This is a genomic window from Sphingopyxis indica (assembly GCF_900188185.1).
Lineage (GTDB): Bacteria > Pseudomonadota > Alphaproteobacteria > Sphingomonadales > Sphingomonadaceae > Sphingopyxis > Sphingopyxis indica.
Genome location: NZ_FZPA01000006.1, coordinates 201,344 through 215,979, shown reverse-complemented (window position 1 = coordinate 215,979; position 14,636 = coordinate 201,344). Strand labels below are relative to the sequence as shown.

The 14,636-nt window shown below is 64.3% G+C and carries 16 protein-coding genes and 1 riboswitch; of the genes, 6 read left to right on the top strand and 10 right to left on the bottom strand.

Translation table 11 applies throughout. The features are described 5' to 3' along the window. Window positions 1-87 precede the first annotated feature (87 nt). From CHB69_RS19710 to CHB69_RS10400, 4 genes are all read right to left on the bottom strand, one after another. Window positions 88-501 carry a hypothetical protein gene (locus tag CHB69_RS19710; RefSeq protein WP_141133961.1) on the bottom strand — a complete coding sequence of 138 codons (414 nt, stop codon included), beginning with the start codon at window positions 499-501 and terminating at the stop codon, window positions 88-90. A 6-nt stretch (window positions 502-507) separates the two neighbouring features. Continuing rightward, a complete protein-coding gene (locus CHB69_RS10410) occupies window positions 508-1,449 on the bottom strand; it encodes a DNA-methyltransferase (RefSeq protein ID WP_089215923.1) in 942 nt (313 codons plus the stop codon). Between the two features lie 72 nt (window positions 1,450-1,521). Beyond that, window positions 1,522-3,414: a phosphomethylpyrimidine synthase ThiC gene (gene thiC / locus CHB69_RS10405; protein ID WP_089215922.1), complete on the bottom strand. Its 1,893-nt coding sequence runs from the start codon at window positions 3,412-3,414 to the stop codon at window positions 1,522-1,524. Between the two features lie 25 nt (window positions 3,415-3,439). Further along, window positions 3,440-3,841, bottom strand: a complete 402-nt coding sequence (locus CHB69_RS10400; protein WP_089215921.1) for a hypothetical protein — start codon at window positions 3,839-3,841, stop codon at window positions 3,440-3,442. 48 nt (window positions 3,842-3,889) lie between these two features. Further along, a riboswitch (TPP riboswitch) is annotated at window positions 3,890-4,000 on the bottom strand. Window positions 4,001-4,150: 150 nt separating this feature from the next. Between CHB69_RS10400 and CHB69_RS10395 the strand changes: the two genes are divergently transcribed. Together CHB69_RS10395 and CHB69_RS10390 are read left to right on the top strand one after the other, a co-directional pair. Continuing rightward, window positions 4,151-4,600: a hypothetical protein gene (locus tag CHB69_RS10395; protein ID WP_089215920.1), complete on the top strand. Its 450-nt coding sequence runs from the start codon at window positions 4,151-4,153 to the stop codon at window positions 4,598-4,600. A 2-nt stretch (window positions 4,601-4,602) separates the two neighbouring features. Continuing rightward, window positions 4,603-4,902 (top strand): transcriptional regulator, encoded by a 300-nt coding sequence (locus CHB69_RS10390; RefSeq protein ID WP_089215919.1) that lies wholly within the window; start codon window positions 4,603-4,605, stop codon window positions 4,900-4,902. A gap of 7 nt (window positions 4,903-4,909) precedes the next feature. Here the strand turns inward: CHB69_RS10390 and CHB69_RS10385 are convergent, their stop codons facing one another. From CHB69_RS10385 to CHB69_RS10375, 3 genes are all read right to left on the bottom strand, one after another. Further along, window positions 4,910-6,451: a flavin-containing monooxygenase gene (locus tag CHB69_RS10385; protein WP_089215918.1), complete on the bottom strand. Its 1,542-nt coding sequence runs from the start codon at window positions 6,449-6,451 to the stop codon at window positions 4,910-4,912. 97 nt (window positions 6,452-6,548) lie between these two features. Beyond that, window positions 6,549-7,004, bottom strand: a complete 456-nt coding sequence (locus CHB69_RS10380; RefSeq protein WP_089215917.1) for a DMT family transporter — start codon at window positions 7,002-7,004, stop codon at window positions 6,549-6,551. Between the two features lie 575 nt (window positions 7,005-7,579). Beyond that, window positions 7,580-8,614, bottom strand: a complete 1,035-nt coding sequence (locus tag CHB69_RS10375; protein WP_089215916.1) for a MipA/OmpV family protein — start codon at window positions 8,612-8,614, stop codon at window positions 7,580-7,582. A 168-nt stretch (window positions 8,615-8,782) separates the two neighbouring features. Between CHB69_RS10375 and CHB69_RS10370 the strand changes: the two genes are divergently transcribed. Continuing rightward, on the top strand, window positions 8,783-9,019 hold the full coding sequence (locus CHB69_RS10370; RefSeq protein WP_089215915.1) for a hypothetical protein: 237 nt from the start codon (window positions 8,783-8,785) through the stop codon (window positions 9,017-9,019). A 47-nt stretch (window positions 9,020-9,066) separates the two neighbouring features. Further along, window positions 9,067-10,995 carry a 1-deoxy-D-xylulose-5-phosphate synthase gene (gene dxs, locus CHB69_RS10365; RefSeq protein WP_089215914.1) on the top strand — a complete coding sequence of 643 codons (1,929 nt, stop codon included), beginning with the start codon at window positions 9,067-9,069 and terminating at the stop codon, window positions 10,993-10,995. A 156-nt stretch (window positions 10,996-11,151) separates the two neighbouring features. Here dxs and CHB69_RS10360 read toward each other — a convergent pair whose 3' ends face one another. Genes CHB69_RS10360 through CHB69_RS10350 form a run of 3 tightly spaced genes read right to left on the bottom strand, consistent with a single transcriptional unit; the run spans window position 11,152 to window position 12,192 of the window. Next, entirely contained in the window at window positions 11,152-11,466 is a 315-nt protein-coding gene (locus CHB69_RS10360) for a type II toxin-antitoxin system RelE family toxin (protein WP_212541914.1), read from the bottom strand. Then, a complete protein-coding gene (relB, locus tag CHB69_RS10355; protein WP_089215959.1) occupies window positions 11,399-11,617 on the bottom strand; it encodes a type II toxin-antitoxin system RelB family antitoxin in 219 nt (72 codons plus the stop codon). Before relB ends, CHB69_RS10360 begins: the two co-directional genes overlap by 68 nt. 56 nt (window positions 11,618-11,673) lie before the next feature. After that, window positions 11,674-12,192, bottom strand: a complete 519-nt coding sequence (locus tag CHB69_RS10350; RefSeq protein ID WP_089215912.1) for a PaaI family thioesterase — start codon at window positions 12,190-12,192, stop codon at window positions 11,674-11,676. A gap of 80 nt (window positions 12,193-12,272) precedes the next feature. Here CHB69_RS10350 and CHB69_RS10345 point away from each other — a divergent pair, with 80 nt between their 5' ends. Together CHB69_RS10345 and CHB69_RS10340 are read left to right on the top strand one after the other, a co-directional pair. After that, on the top strand, window positions 12,273-12,620 hold the full coding sequence (locus CHB69_RS10345; protein WP_089215911.1) for a winged helix-turn-helix transcriptional regulator: 348 nt from the start codon (window positions 12,273-12,275) through the stop codon (window positions 12,618-12,620). A gap of 106 nt (window positions 12,621-12,726) precedes the next feature. Then, entirely contained in the window at window positions 12,727-14,541 is a 1,815-nt protein-coding gene (locus tag CHB69_RS10340; RefSeq protein WP_089215910.1) for a cation:proton antiporter, read from the top strand. Window positions 14,542-14,636 lie beyond the last annotated feature (95 nt).

The following is a 14,636-nucleotide window of genomic DNA, read 5'->3' as shown; positions in this document are numbered from 1 at the left end:
TTCCTTTGGTTCGTTGCAAAACCGCTGAATCAACGACTTGGGCGCGCGTCAAGCTAACCCGCTGACACCACTCAACTTAATTTCGGATCAGGCTCTAACCTCATGCTCTGAGAAATATACGACCCTCATAATAAGTTGGTCTTTATGATAATTTTTCGAAATTTGCTTATCTAGCGCAGCAAATTTTTCCCGAAAAAATTCGATAAAGTTCTTCGGGGTGTCGAATATGTTCTTGTAGACGTGGGCCTTATTTTTAAAGTGTTCGCCCGTTCCAGATTCATTGCTGAGGGTGTATTCAGCAAATACGATTAGATTTTCGTGGACGAATACGTCATCGAAATCAGTCGTCAGAGATCCGTATGTGAATTCTTTATCGGCGGCGTCAGCTACACGTGCAAAGCCACATTTCTGAAAAATCGAGCGGGCTTGGCGTTTAAACGCTCGCTCCTTTGCTCTCTTTTTTCGTTCTTCCGGGCTAAGCTTGCTCTTTTGCTTCGCCATACTGCTTCATCCCAAGTCGAGCCATTCCTGCGGGACTTGAGCGACTTTTTCATTGCCGTTGGGCCGACGAGGCAGCCTGCCAGACTGTCGCACGACTAATTCCCCCAGTCGAGCTTGTTCTAACCGTTCATTTGCAAGCATAAGATAACGCGGATCAAATTCGAAGCCAATCCCAACCCGGGATCTTGCTTCCGCACAAGAAACCACTGTTCCTACACCTGCGAACGGATCTAGTACCGTGTCGCCTATTTCAGTCAAGGCAAGTATGCAGCGATCAGCTACCTCATTGGGGAACTGGCATGGATGAATTGTCTTCTCCGGGTGGTTTGCCTTCACATTTGGGAAATCCCAAACAGGCTGTCCCTCAAAGGATTGTTTCGCGTCAAATTCCCAAAAATCGGAGGGATTTTTCCCTTTTGGATTTCCACTAGGCTTATAGCCTTGCTCTGTCCTTTTTGTCTTTCCGGGATATATCTGCGGAACCCGAACGGGGTCCAAGTTGAATTTATAATCGCTGCCCTTAGTGAACCAGAGTAGAGTTTCGTACCGACCTGAAAAGCGCTTGCGCGCATTAAGTCCAAAGTTGAATCTCCATATTATTCTGTTTCTTAGGATGAAATTGTGCCTCTGGAAAATCTCAAAAAATATATAATCAAGAGGCGTTACACTTCCATCCTTTACGTGATTTCCAATCTGCCAGCATACACTTCCCGTATCCTTGAGCTTAGATGATAGAGACTCGATCAAGGTTTCCATTTTCTCTTTGTATGCGTCCAAAGATGAAAACATGCCTCGCTCGTACTCTTTCCCTATATTATAGGGCGGGGAGGATATGACTAAATCTAGACTTGAAGCAGGTAGCTGTTCAACGAGCGCAAACGCGTCGCCATGAAATAAGGCGCTTTGTGCCGTGGAAACTTTTAGCTCGATAGGGCTATGGGCGTTCATGTTAGCATCAGAGCAACTTAATTATAGGATCGCAAGTCGGAATTGAGACAGCCCATCGGGCTTGGGTTTAAATCAATCATGCTCCCGGCCACCCGCGCCCATATACAGCTCGCGCCCGGTTTCCTCATAAACCTCGCTCATTTTCGCCATGCCCTTTTCGGCCTCTTCGGCGGCGAGGAAGCCAGCGCTGTCCTGATTTTGCAGCTTGGCGAACTCGCGCACCTCCTGGCTGATCTTCATCGAGCAGAATTTCGGGCCGCACATGCTGCAGAAATGCGCCGACTTGGCGCCCTCGGCGGGGAGGGTCTGGTCGTGGTATTGCTCCGCCGTGTCGGGGTCGAGGCTCAGGTTGAACTGGTCGCGCCAGCGGAATTCGAAGCGGGCTTTTGACAGCGCGTCGTCGCGGACCTTGGCGGCGGGGTGGCCCTTGGCGAGATCGGCGGCGTGTGCGGCGAGCTTGTAGGTGACGACGCCGACCTTCACATCGTCGCGGTCGGGCAGGCCCAGATGCTCCTTGGGCGTGACGTAGCAGAGCATCGCGGTGCCGTACCAGCCGATCATCGCGGCGCCGATGCCGCTGGTGATATGGTCGTAACCCGGCGCGATGTCGGTGGTGAGCGGCCCGAGCGTATAGAAGGGCGCCTCGCCGCAGGCTTCGAGCTGCTTGTCCATATTCTCCTTGATCTTGTGCATCGGGACGTGGCCCGGCCCCTCGATCATCACCTGCACATCCTGCGCCCAGGCGCGCTTGGTGAGTTCGCCCAGCGTGTAGAGCTCGGCGAACTGCGCCTCGTCGTTGGCGTCGGCGATGCTGCCGGGGCGGAGGCCGTCGCCGAGGCTGTAGGCGATGTCATAGGCCTTCATGATCTCGGTGATCTCGTCGAAGCGGGTGTAGAGGAAGCTTTCCTGGTGATGCGCGAGGCACCATTTCGCCATGATGCTGCCGCCGCGGCTGACGATGCCGGTGACGCGCTTTGCCGCCAAGGGCACGTAGGGCAGGCGGACGCCCGCGTGGATGGTGAAATAATCGACGCCCTGCTCGGCCTGCTCGATCAGCGTGTCGCGGAAGATTTCCCACGTCAGCTCCTCGGCGACGCCGCCGACCTTCTCCAGCGCCTGATAGATGGGGACGGTGCCGATCGGGACGGGCGAATTGCGGATGATCCATTCGCGCGTGTCGTGGATGTTGCGCCCCGTGGACAGGTCCATGACGGTGTCGGCGCCCCAGCGGATCGACCAGACCATCTTGTCGACCTCGGCCGCGACGTCCGACGCGACCGCGCTGTTGCCGATATTGGCGTTGATCTTGACGAGGAAGTTGCGGCCGATCGCCATCGGCTCGCTTTCGGGGTGGTTGATGTTCGACGGGATGATCGCGCGGCCGCGCGCGACTTCCTCGCGGACGAATTCGGGGGTGACATAATCGGGGATGCTCGCGCCCCAGTCCTGCCCGTCGCGGATATATTCGGCGAGCCTCTCGCGGCCGAGATTTTCGCGCGTCGCGACATATTCCATCTCGGGCGTGACGATGCCGCGGCGGGCATAGTGCATCTGGCTGACGTTCTGCCCCGGCTTCGCGCGCAGCACGGTCTTGCGGACGTTCGGGAAAGGCGGGACGCCGCCCGAGCGGTCGGGGCCGAGCTGGCCGTTGTCCTCGGGCCGAACCTCGCGCTGCGCGACCTCCTCGACGTCGCCGCGCGCGCGGATCCAGGGGCTGCGCAGTTCGGGGAGGCCGGCGTGGATGTCGATGGTCGCGTTCGGGTCGGTGTACGGCCCGCTCGTGTCATAGACGCGCACAGGCGGCTCGCCCGACGAGGGTTCGAGCAGAATCTCGCGCATCGCGACGCGGATGCCGCTGCCGGTGGGCGAGGCGACGTTGATCTTGCGGCTGCCACGGATCGGCCCGGTGGTGACGCCGATGGGGGTTGCGGCGGTCTTGTCGAGGCGGCTGTCGATATCGGCCATGGGTTTGTCTTTCCTTGGGGATGAATCAGGCGAGGCGGAAGAGCGCGGCGGCGGTGAAGCCGGCGCCGATGAGCAGGGTGAGGCCGGCGACGACGCGCGTGTTGGTGCCGAGCTTGCGCATCCAGAAGCGGACATAGATGTCTGAAAAGGCGGTGATGACCAGCGCTTCGAGCGCCGCGAGCCCGCCGATCAGCGTGAGCACCGCGGCGAGCCAGTCGCCGGGCCAGCCGGTCGGGCCGCGGCTGCCGAGGTAGAGGAGGGTGCCGAAGATCAGCTCGAACAGCCCGACGATCATCTGCAGCGCGGGCGAGGCGTCGATCTCCTCGATCATCCGGTGCCACTGGCCGGGCCGGCGCAGTTCGTCGATCGCGGCGGCGAGCAGGAACAGGCCGAGGATCAGGGCCGACCATATGGTCGCATGGGTCATCACGCGCGCTCCTTCCTGCGGGCGGGGGGAGCGGGTCTGCGGTCCGGTGGTGCCATCGCGCTCCCTCCCTCCGCCCGTATTACCGGGATCAGGTTCGACGGGTCGCGGGCTGTTCCGCTCTCAACCTGTTTCTGCACACAGGCTCCCCGGGGATGCGGGCGAGCATAGGCGATGTGGGCGGCGAGTGAAAGGGGGGCGGGTGTGGGAGCAAAGGGAGGGTGCCACTTTCCAAGATGGAAAATTATCACTTGCCGAATCGGAAAGCGAGGCCTATCGCTTTCCATATCGGAAAGAGAAGGAGCCCGAGCCATGAACCCGATGGAAGCCCGCGCCGCGCTCGACGGCATCGACGATGCGCAGCGCGCGCTCGCGCTGAAAGCGACCTATTGCCCGCCGTGGCGCCACGTCGCCTTCGGGACGATCATGGCAACCTTGATACTCGGCCTCGGTCTTGGTTCGCCGTGGCAAGGACTGTTGCTGCTCGGCGCGATGCTCGCGGTGGTGCTGCTCGTCGCCGACGACCGGCGGCGCTATGGGCTGTTCGTCAACGGCTATCGCAAGGGCGCGACGTTGCCGGTGACGCTCGCGCTGCTCGGCGCGCTGCTCGCGGCGATGTTCGGCGAAATCCACGCGCGCGAGGCGGGGCTGTCGCTCGCCACCAAATTCGGCATCGCGGGAATCGCTTTCGTGATCGCGGTCGCGGCGAGCGTCGTGTGGAGCCGCGTCTATCGCCGCGAGCTGCTGAAGGGCGATGCGTGACGATGGAGGGGCTCGACCCGCTGCTCAACGCGCCGGCGCGGCTGCAGATCGCGGCGCTGCTCGCGAAAGTAACCGAGATGGAATTCGCGAAGCTGCGCGAGCTGGTCGGGGTCAGCGATTCGGTGCTGTCGAAGCATCTCGCCGCGCTCGCCGATGCGGAGCATGTGCGGCTGCGCAAGGCGGCGATGGGCGGGCGCCAGCGCACCTGGGCGTCGCTGACCCGCGACGGGCGCCGCGCGCTCGACGCGCATGTCGCCGCCTTGCGCGCGATCGTCGCGCACCTGCCGGCGGCGGCGGAATAGGCGCGGCTTATTCGGCTGCCACGCTTTCGGCCGGAAGCGCGGCGGCGGGTTTGCCGTCGTAGAGGAAAGCCGCGTCGTCGAGGTCGATTTCGGGGAAGGCGTCCTTTTCGGCCCAATAATCCTGATTGTGCCGCCATTCGGGCTTGTCGCCGCGGCGCGGCATCGCTTCGAGCCCGCGCATCAGATAGCCGGGATTGAAATTGTCCGCTTCGATCCATGGCAGGATCGCCATGCCTTCGTCCTCGGGGCGCAGCGCGACCTCGACCTTCTTTGCGCCGATCGCGTCCATATGATTCAGCAACCGGCAGACGAAGTCGCCCATCATGTCGACGCGCAGCGTCCAGCTCGCGCGGAAATAGCCCATCACCCACGCCATGTTGGGCACCCCGGTCATCATCATCCCGCGATAGGTCACGGTGTCGGCCCAGTCGACCGGAACGCCGTCGACTTCGAACGGGATGCCGCCCATCACCGACAGGTTGAAGCCCGTGGCAGCAACGATCAGGTCGGCCTCGATCTCTTCGCCGCTGGCGGTGCGCACACCCGTTTCGGTGAAGCGGTCGATCGTCTCGGTGACGACGGTGAGCTTGCCCGCGGTGGCCGCCTTGAAGATGTCGCCTTCGGGGCAGAAGGCGAGCCTTTGCTGCCACGGACGATATTTCGGGGTGAAATGCGGTTCGAACGCGAAATCGGGATCGCCCGAAAAGGCGCGGATCAGCTCCTTTAGCTCTTCGAACACCTGGTCGGGTTCGGTCCGGCAGCGGCGGGTGAGCTGGTCCTGGTCGTGCATGATCTGCGCGCGCACGACGCGGTGGACCGTCGGCTCGTCGATCCCGACTTCGCGCAGCCGGTCGGCGAGTTCGTTCCTGTTTTCCGAGCAGAAGAAATAGGTCGGCGAGCGCTGGAGCATCGTCACATGCGCGGCCTTTTCGGCGAAGGCGGGAACCACCGTCGCGGCGGTCGCGCCCGAACCGATCACGAGGACGCGCTTGCCGGCATAGTCGGTCGCGGGGTCCCAGAGCTGAGCGTGGACGAACTGCCCCTTATAGTCCGAAAGGCCCGGCCAGTCGGGGATGTACGGCGTTTCATGGTCGTAATAGCCCTGGCACATCCACAGGAAATCGGCGGTGAAGCGAACCGGCTCGCCCTTCGCCACCGCGTCGACCGTCCAGCGATTGTCGGCGCTCGACCAGCGGCAGGCGGTGATGCGATGGCCATAGCGGATATGGTCGCCGATGCCGTTTTCCTCGATCACCTCGCCCATATATTTCAGGATTTCCTCGCCGCTCGCGATCGGCGCGCCGATCCAGGGCTTGAAGCGATAGCCGAAGGTGTAGAGGTCCGAATCGGAGCGGACGCCGGGATATTTATGCGTGTCCCAGGTGCCGCCGAACGTCGCCTTCATCTCGAGGATCGCGTAGCTTTTGCCGGGACATTGCTGTTGCAGATGCCACGCCGAGCCGATCCCCGAAATACCCGCACCGACGATCAACACGTCGACATGGGTTGATTCGCTCGCCGCAACCGGCACCAGCGTCGTTGCCGTCATCCTGTCCGCTCCCGTCCTGCTTTTCGCGCGATGCTGACACAAAGCACGAGTCGCGCCAAGCGGGCATTGATCGCGGTCAAAGAGGCGGGCGGGCGGCTCAGCCGGTGCGGCGCGCGAGCCAGACGCCGGCGATCATCAGCGCGATCCCCGCGACGCGCTTTGCGTCGATCGGAAAGCGCGCGGCGCCGAACAGGCCGTAATGGTCGATCACCGCCGCGCTCGCGAGCTGGCCGACGAGGACGAAGAAGATCGCATTGCCGACCCCGAAGCGCGGCGCGATGAAGGTCACCGCGATCACATAAAAGGCGACGAACAGCCCGCCGAAGTAGAATTGCGCGGGAACCTCGGCCGACAGGCGGATGTCGCCGAGCGATCCGGTGACCGCCGCGCCGGCGAGCGCAATGAGCATCGCGAGGCCGAACAGGATCACCGACGCCGCCATCGGGCTGCCGAGCCGCGCGCCGAGTCCGCCGTTCAAGGCGGCGAGAATCGGGATGCCGACCCCGGTGAGGAACATGATGGTGGCGAAAGTCGTCGCGTTGCTGGTCGTCATCGGCGAGAGGCTCCTGCGGGTCGGGTCCGCCTTGTCGCGGCTTTGCCGCGCGCGGGGAAGCGGGAATTGTTGCGCGGGGATCGATTGGCCTCGCCGGTTTCCAATTATTTGCATGAACCGCGCGCCGATGGCGGCTTTGGGGTGGGAGGCTGCCGTCGGACAAAACCCCTCTTCAGAGGAGGGGCAGCGAGACTTGGGCGCTTCGCGCCCTAGTCGCAGCGGGGTGGTGCTAGACCTCTCGCGCGCTGTCGCGCGCCACCACCCCCAACCCCTCCTCTGAAGAGGAGGGGCTTATTATGTCCGCTCCCGCCCGAAAGCCCTCATTCCCGCTCTCGGCCAGCGACAAATCGCCAACGACAAAGGGCCGCCCTTGCGGACGGCCCTTCCATTGTCTTTGCCTGACGCGGGAAAACTCAGCCGAGCACGACCCCCGCGACGGAGGCCATGCTCAGTGAGTCCGCCGCGTGCGGCATGGGACAATGAGACATTCGACCACCTCCTTTCGCTTGTTGACGATAGGCGCAATATGGGCCGCGCCGCGGCCGCGATCAAGGGGATCGCGCGGCCTTCCCCGATCAGAATTGATAGGCGACGCCGGCGCCCGCGATCCATTGATCCTTGTCGCCCGCGATCGCGACGATCGGCGAGGCGGCGAAGCGGCTCGCCATGCGGCCATATTGCACGCCGGTCAGCAGCGCGAAGCCTTTGCGCAGATCGCCCGACAGCGAATAAGCGCCCGCGACGCCAATCGTATATTTGCCTGCCGTCGCCTTGCGCCCGGCCCTTTCATAGACGGGAAGCCCGCTCGCGGCGCTGCCGAGCGGATCGACGTCGAAATAATAGGCGCCGAATCCCTTGCCATAGACGTTCACCGATACCGACATGCCGATATAGGCGCGCTTCGACAGCGGCGTGCTATACTCGATCGTCGGCGAGGCGACCCAGCTGCTGTGGCGGCCCGAAATGTCGGCGAGCACGATGAAGCGCAGGCCGAGCTGATCATATTTGCTCGTGAACACGCCCGTCATCGTCACGCCGCCGGTCAGGCCGAGTTCGACCGCGACCTTTTTTTCGCCGAGCGCCTCGACCTGCGGATCGCCGATCCGGCCCGTGCGGTCGCTCCGCAGGTTGACGACCGGGCCGAGTTTCCAGTCGATGCGCTGGCCGCGCCGCTGGCGGATCAGGTCGACCTGGAAATTGGTGCCGCGGGTCGAAAAGGAAAAGCCCGATATGCGGCCGCGCAGATAGCCCCCCGGCAGGACGACATTGTCGTCGGCGCCATTGTAGCGCGGCGACGTGAGCACCCCGCCGGCGATCGCAAAATAGTCGCGCGCCCATTTGCGGTCGGGATCGTCGTCGTCGGGATTGGTCGGCGGAAACAATATGTCCTGGTCGATGTCGCGATCCTGCATATAGGCGGCGGGCGCCGGCGCGATCGGCCGCTTCGCGATGATTTCGTCGGCGAGGCTGGCATTTTCCAATGCGCCCGGATCGGGGGCGAGCGCCATCTCGTCGGCTTGCGCAGGGAACGCCAGCAAAGCGGCGCCGAGCGCAAGGAAGAGCGAGGCGGCTGGGCGGCTGGGCGCAAGGCGAACGACCGGTCGGTGCATCGGCGAGGAGAATCCTGTCTTACGACCCCTTGCGAGGAGGTTTAGGGCCTTGTCGATCCGATGCAATCACCGTCGCTTGCGGGCGGACGCTTTTCCCGCCATCGTGACTTTCATGCATCAGAACAGACGCTTCCCGCATCTATGCCGCGACGCGGCCGATGGTTCCGCATGAGCCGCGCACCGCGCCTGGCCGGCTATGCGCTGATCGTCGCGGCGGCGCTGCTCGCGGTCGCGATGCGGCGCGGGTCGGTCGAAGCGGTCGGGCCGTTCCCCGCGGTGGCGGTCGCGCTGTTCCTGGGGATGCTGGGGGTGATGCTCGTCTTCACCGACCTGATGGTGCGCGGGCTTTATGCCCAGATCGACGCCGCCAAGGCGCGCGAGGATGCGGCGGACGACGGCGAATAGGCGCCTTTTCGTTCGACACTATCGGGGCTTGGGCCTATGACGTCACGATGACCGATCGACCGCTTACGCCGCTGCTCGACACGGTGGATGTGCCCGCCGACCTTCGCAAGCTCAGGCCCGACCAGCTCCGCCAGCTCGCCGACGAATTGCGCGCCGAGATGATTTCGGCCGTGGGGACCACCGGCGGGCACCTCGGCTCGGGGCTCGGCGTCGTCGAGCTGACCGTCGCGCTCCACTATGTCTTCGACACCCCCGACGACAAGCTGATCTGGGACGTCGGGCACCAATGCTATCCGCACAAGATCATCACCGGGCGCCGCGACCGCATCCGCACCTTGCGCCAGGGCGGCGGGCTGTCGGGTTTCACCAAGCGCGCCGAGAGCGAATATGACCCGTTCGGCGCCGCGCATTCGTCGACCTCGATCAGCGCCGCGCTCGGCTTTGCGGTCGCGAACAGGCTCAAGGACCAGCCGGGCCGTGCGATCGCGGTGATCGGCGACGGCGCGATGTCGGCGGGCATGGCCTATGAGGCGATGAACAATGCGCGCGCCGCGGGCAACCGGCTCGTCGTGATTTTGAACGACAACGACATGTCGATCGCGCCGCCGGTCGGCGGGCTGTCGGCCTATCTGGCAAAGCTGGTGTCGTCGCGCCCCTTCCTCGAACTGCGCGAGATCGCGCGGCGCTTCGCCCGCAAGCTGCCCGAGCCGCTGCACAAGGCGGCGCGGCGCACCGACGAATATGCGCGCGGACTCGCGATGGGCGGGACCTTGTTCGAGGAGCTTGGCTTCTATTATGTCGGGCCGATCGACGGGCATAATCTCGATCATCTGATCCCGGTGCTCGAAAATGTCCGCGACAGCGACCATGGCCCGGTGCTGATCCATGCGGTGACGCAAAAGGGCAAGGGCTATGCCCCCGCCGAGGCGGCGGACGACAAATATCACGGCGTCCAGAAATTCGACGTCATCACCGGCAAGCAGGCGAAGGCGCCGCCGGGGCCGCCCGCCTATCAGAATGTCTTTGGCGAGACGCTCGCGAAGCTCGCCGAAAGCGATCCGCGTATCGTCGCGATCACCGCGGCGATGCCGTCGGGCACCGGGGTCGACAAATTCGCCAGGGCGCATCCCGACCGCAGCTTCGACGTCGGCATCGCCGAACAACATGCGGTGACCTTTGCCGCGGGGCTCGCGGCGCAGGGAATGCGGCCGTTCGCGGCGATCTATTCGACCTTCCTCCAGCGCGCCTATGACCAGGTGGTCCACGACGTCGCGATCCAGAATCTGCCGGTGCGCTTCGCGATCGACCGCGCGGGGCTCGTCGGCGCCGACGGCTCGACCCACGCGGGCAGTTTCGATATCACCTATCTCGCGACCTTGCCGAACATGGTGGTGATGGCGGCGGCCGACGAGGCCGAACTCGTCCACATGACCTATACCGCCGCCGAATATGACTTGGGACCCATCGCCTTTCGCTATCCGCGCGGCGGCGGGACCGGCGTGCCGCTTCCCGAGGTTCCCGAGAAGCTCGAAATCGGCAAGGGCCGGATCGTGCGGCAGGGCAAGGCCGTCGCGATTCTCTCGCTCGGCACGCGGCTTGCCGAGGCGCTCAAGGCCGCCGACACGCTCGAGGCGCGCGGGCTGTCGACGAGCGTGATCGACCTCCGCTTTGCAAAGCCGCTCGACGAGGAACTGATCCGCCAGACGCTCGCCGCCCATGAGGTGTGCGTGACGATCGAGGAAGGCAGCATCGGCGGGCTCGGCGCGCATGTGCTGACGCTGGCGAGCGACGCGGGGCTGATCGACGCGGGGCTGAAGCTCAGGACGATGCGCCTGCCCGACGTCTTTCAGGATCAGGACAAGCCCGAAGCCCAATATGACGCCGCGGGGCTCAACGCGCCGCAGATCGTCGACACGGTGCTCAAGGCGCTGCGCCACAATAGCGCGGGGGTCGAGGAGGCGGGCGCGCGGGCTTAGAGCATCGTGCCGGAAATCTGCACCGTTTCCCCGAGCGAAGACGAGGGGCTCTGCCGAGCGAAGTCGAGGCGGCGACGCTGCGGTTCTCGCTCCGCTCGAACGAGCCCCTCGTCTTCGCTCGGGGATGCGGATGATTCAGATTTCGCGCAATTTGCTCTAGCGATAGATCGCGCGGCGGTGGCCGATGGCGATGACCACGATCACGAGCCGACCGTCGTCGATCCGAGCGACGACGCGATAGTCGCCAACGCGATAACGCCAATGGCCGGCATAGTCACCGGTCAACGCATGGCCGCGAGTCCGGGGGTTCTCAAGCGCTGCAATCTGCTCGAGCGTCGTGAGAATCCGATCGCCGACGGTCCTCGGGAGTTTACGTAGCTGACGCCGAGCGGCGACGTCATATTCAAGCGTCCAAGCCAAGTTCGCGCCGCATCTGCTCGTGGGAAATCGTCTTGCCCGCGCCCGCCTCATTGAGCGCAGCTTCGAGAAGCGCGATATCTTCGAGCTCGTCGATATATTCTTCGATCGCCTTGCGCGCGAGAGCGGTCTTGGTGCGGCCAGAGCGCTTGGCGGCGGCGGACAAGCGCTCTTCGAGCTCCTTGTCGAGGCGGATTGCGAGCATGGAGAACTCTCCTTCGCTATACATGTATAGCGGGCGCCGCCGCACCGCAAGCTCGGCTAAGCCGCGTCGGCGACATGCGCCGCCTCGAGCGCGGCGCAGGTGAGGCAAATATTCGTATCGTGCGGCACGGCCGGGGCTTCGGCCGCCACCGGCACGATCGTCGCCTGCGCGGTGGCGCAGTGGCGCGGGGTTTCGCCGTCGCGTTCGGCCCACACGTCGGCGCGGACGATCGCCTGGCGCTTGCCCGCCTTGATCACCACGCCCTTCGCGCGCAGCCGCTGCCCTTGCGCGGGGGCGAGGAAGTTGATCGTATAGCTGCCGGTGACGACGTCGCCGACGACGCTCGACGCGGCCCAGGCGCAGGCATTGTCGGCCATCAGCCCGACGATTGCGCCGTGCGCATAGCCGTGATGCTGGGTCATGTCGGGGCGAAGGGTGAGCAACAGCTCCGATTCGCCCGCGAAGCAGCGCAGCGGCTCGACCCCGAGGAATGCGGTGAAGCCCGAGGCATCGACCGCGACGCGCTTCATATAGGCGACGGCGTCTTCGTTGCTGGCAAAGCGATGGCCGCGCATGGGAGAGCATCCTTATATCGTCTGGATTACAGACATTATCGCGGCTTGCCCTGCGCGGCGTCAAGTCTTAAATCCAGACGATGAAAGATTACACGCCCTCGCGCTCGCCTTGCCCGGTCGGGCGCGCGTCGCGGCTGCTCGGCGACCGCTGGGTGCTGCTGATCCTGCGCGAAGCCTTTCTGGGGATCGACCGGTTCGAGGATTTCATGAGCCGGCTCGACATCTCGCGCGCGGCGCTGACCTCGCGGCTTGGCTGGATGGTCGCGGCGGGGGTGCTCGAGCGCGTGCCGCCGCAAGCGAAGCGCGCGCGTTATCGTCTGACCCCGGCGGGCGAGGCGCTGCGCCCGACCTATGACGCAATCAAGGCGTGGGGCGACGCCTGGCTGCCGCGTGCGCACCACGCGGACGCGGAGCAAGGGCTGGAATGAACAAGGACAGTGAAGCGCAGTTCGTCGCTTGATGCGGCGACGCCTGGCAAATCTGCCGCCGCTTTTGGGCTGGCCTTTTCCGCTCGTCCCCGCATAGGCTTGGGCGATGTTCGCGATCGACTCCCTGCTCGTCAAAATTGCGCTGATCGGGGTGATCGGCATCGGGGCGCAGTGGATTGCCTGGCGCACCGGGCGCCCGGCGATCGCGCTGATGCTGATCGCGGGGATCGTCGCGGGGCCGGTGCTCGGCCTGATCCGCCCCGAGCAGGATTTCGGCAATCTGCGCGAACCGATCATCAAGCTCGCGGTCGCGGTGATCCTGTTCGAAGGGGGGCTCAGCCTCAAATTCCGCGAGCTTCGGCAGGCGGGCTATGCCGTCGCGCTGCTCGTTTTTGTCGGGGTGCCCGTCGGCTGGGCGCTCGGCACCGCCGCGGCCTATTATGGTGCGGGGCTGTCGTTCGAGCTTTCGGCATTGTTCGGCGGGGTGATGGTGGTGACCGGTCCGACGGTGATCGGGCCGATGCTGCGCACGCTCAACATCGCGCCGCGCGTCAAGAATATGCTGAAGTGGGAAGGCATTGTGAACGATCCGATCGGCGCGTTGCTCGCGGTCGGCATCTACAGCTACATCACCCACGGCGGCGCCGAGGCGAACAGCATCGGGATCGTCACCGACGTCGTTGCGGCGAGCCTGCTCGCGATCCTGATCGGCGGCGCCGCGGGCTTTGCGCTGACCTGGGCCTTCCCGCGCGGCTGGGTTCCCGAATATCTGAAGGCGCCGGTGCTGCTGACGACGGTGATCGCGGTCTTCGTCCTCTCCGACCTGATCATGCACGAAACCGGGCTGATCACCGTGACCGTGATGGGCGTGGTGATGGCGAACCGCGAAACCTATTCGACGCATATGCTCCAGCGTTTCAAGGAGGATCTGACCGTCCTCCTCGTCTCGGGCGTCTTCATCATATTGTCGGCGACGCTCGACTGGACCGTCGTGTCCAATTTTCAGGCGCGCTTCCTGGTCTTCCTCGTCCTGCTGCTCTTCGTCGTGCGGCCGCTGACGATCATGATCGCGCTGCTCTTCACGCGCATTCCGCTGAAGGAGCGATTGTTCGTCGCGTGGATCGCGCCGCGCGGCATCGTCGCGGTCGCGGTCACCGGCCTCTTCGCGCTGCGCCTTTCCGACTATGGCATCGCGGGGTCGGAGGCGCTGGTGCCGTTGTCGTTCGGGGTCGTGATCGCGACGATCTTTGCGCACGGTTTCACTGCGGGGCCGTTCGCGCGCTGGCTCGGGCTCGATCGCGGCAAGGGCGACGGGGTGCTGCTCGTCGGCGCGAACAGCTGGACGATCGCCTTTGCCGAATTCATCAAGCGGCAGGAGCGCGACGTGCTCGTCGCCGATGCGAGCCAGCTCGCGCTGCGCCGCGCGCGCCACGCCGGCCTGCCGGTCTATCACGGCGATATATTGGACGAGGTGCATGAGGATCACCTCGACATAGGCCAGTTTCAGCAGCTGATCGCGGCGACCGACAATGATGCCTATAACGCGCTGGTGTGCAGCGAGCTTGCGCCCGAGATCGGCCACGACCGCGTCAGCCGCGTGATCGGCGAGGCGCAGCAGGGCAGCCAGCGGCGCGGGCGCGTCTTCACGCTCGCGGCGACGCCGATCGAGGAACATCTCGACCGGCTGCAGGCGGGCTGGACCTTCAGCCGCACCCGGATCACCGAGAAATTCCCCTATTCGGACTATGCCGCGCGGATGAAGGCGAGCGGCGGCGACAGCCTGGCGGTGGTGCGGCCGTCGGGCGAGCTTGTCATTTTTGCCAAGCACCACCGGCCGGCGGTCGAGGCGGGCGATACGCTATGGAGCTTCGTGCCACCCGAGGACCCCAAGGCGCGCATGGAAGCGCGCGAGGCGGCATAACCCGCCCACATCGGGAAACGATCTGGTCGCCTTTGAACGAGCCTCCTGTGAAAGTGTCCCCGCGAAGGCGGGGACCCATCGCCCGCCGGTCGACA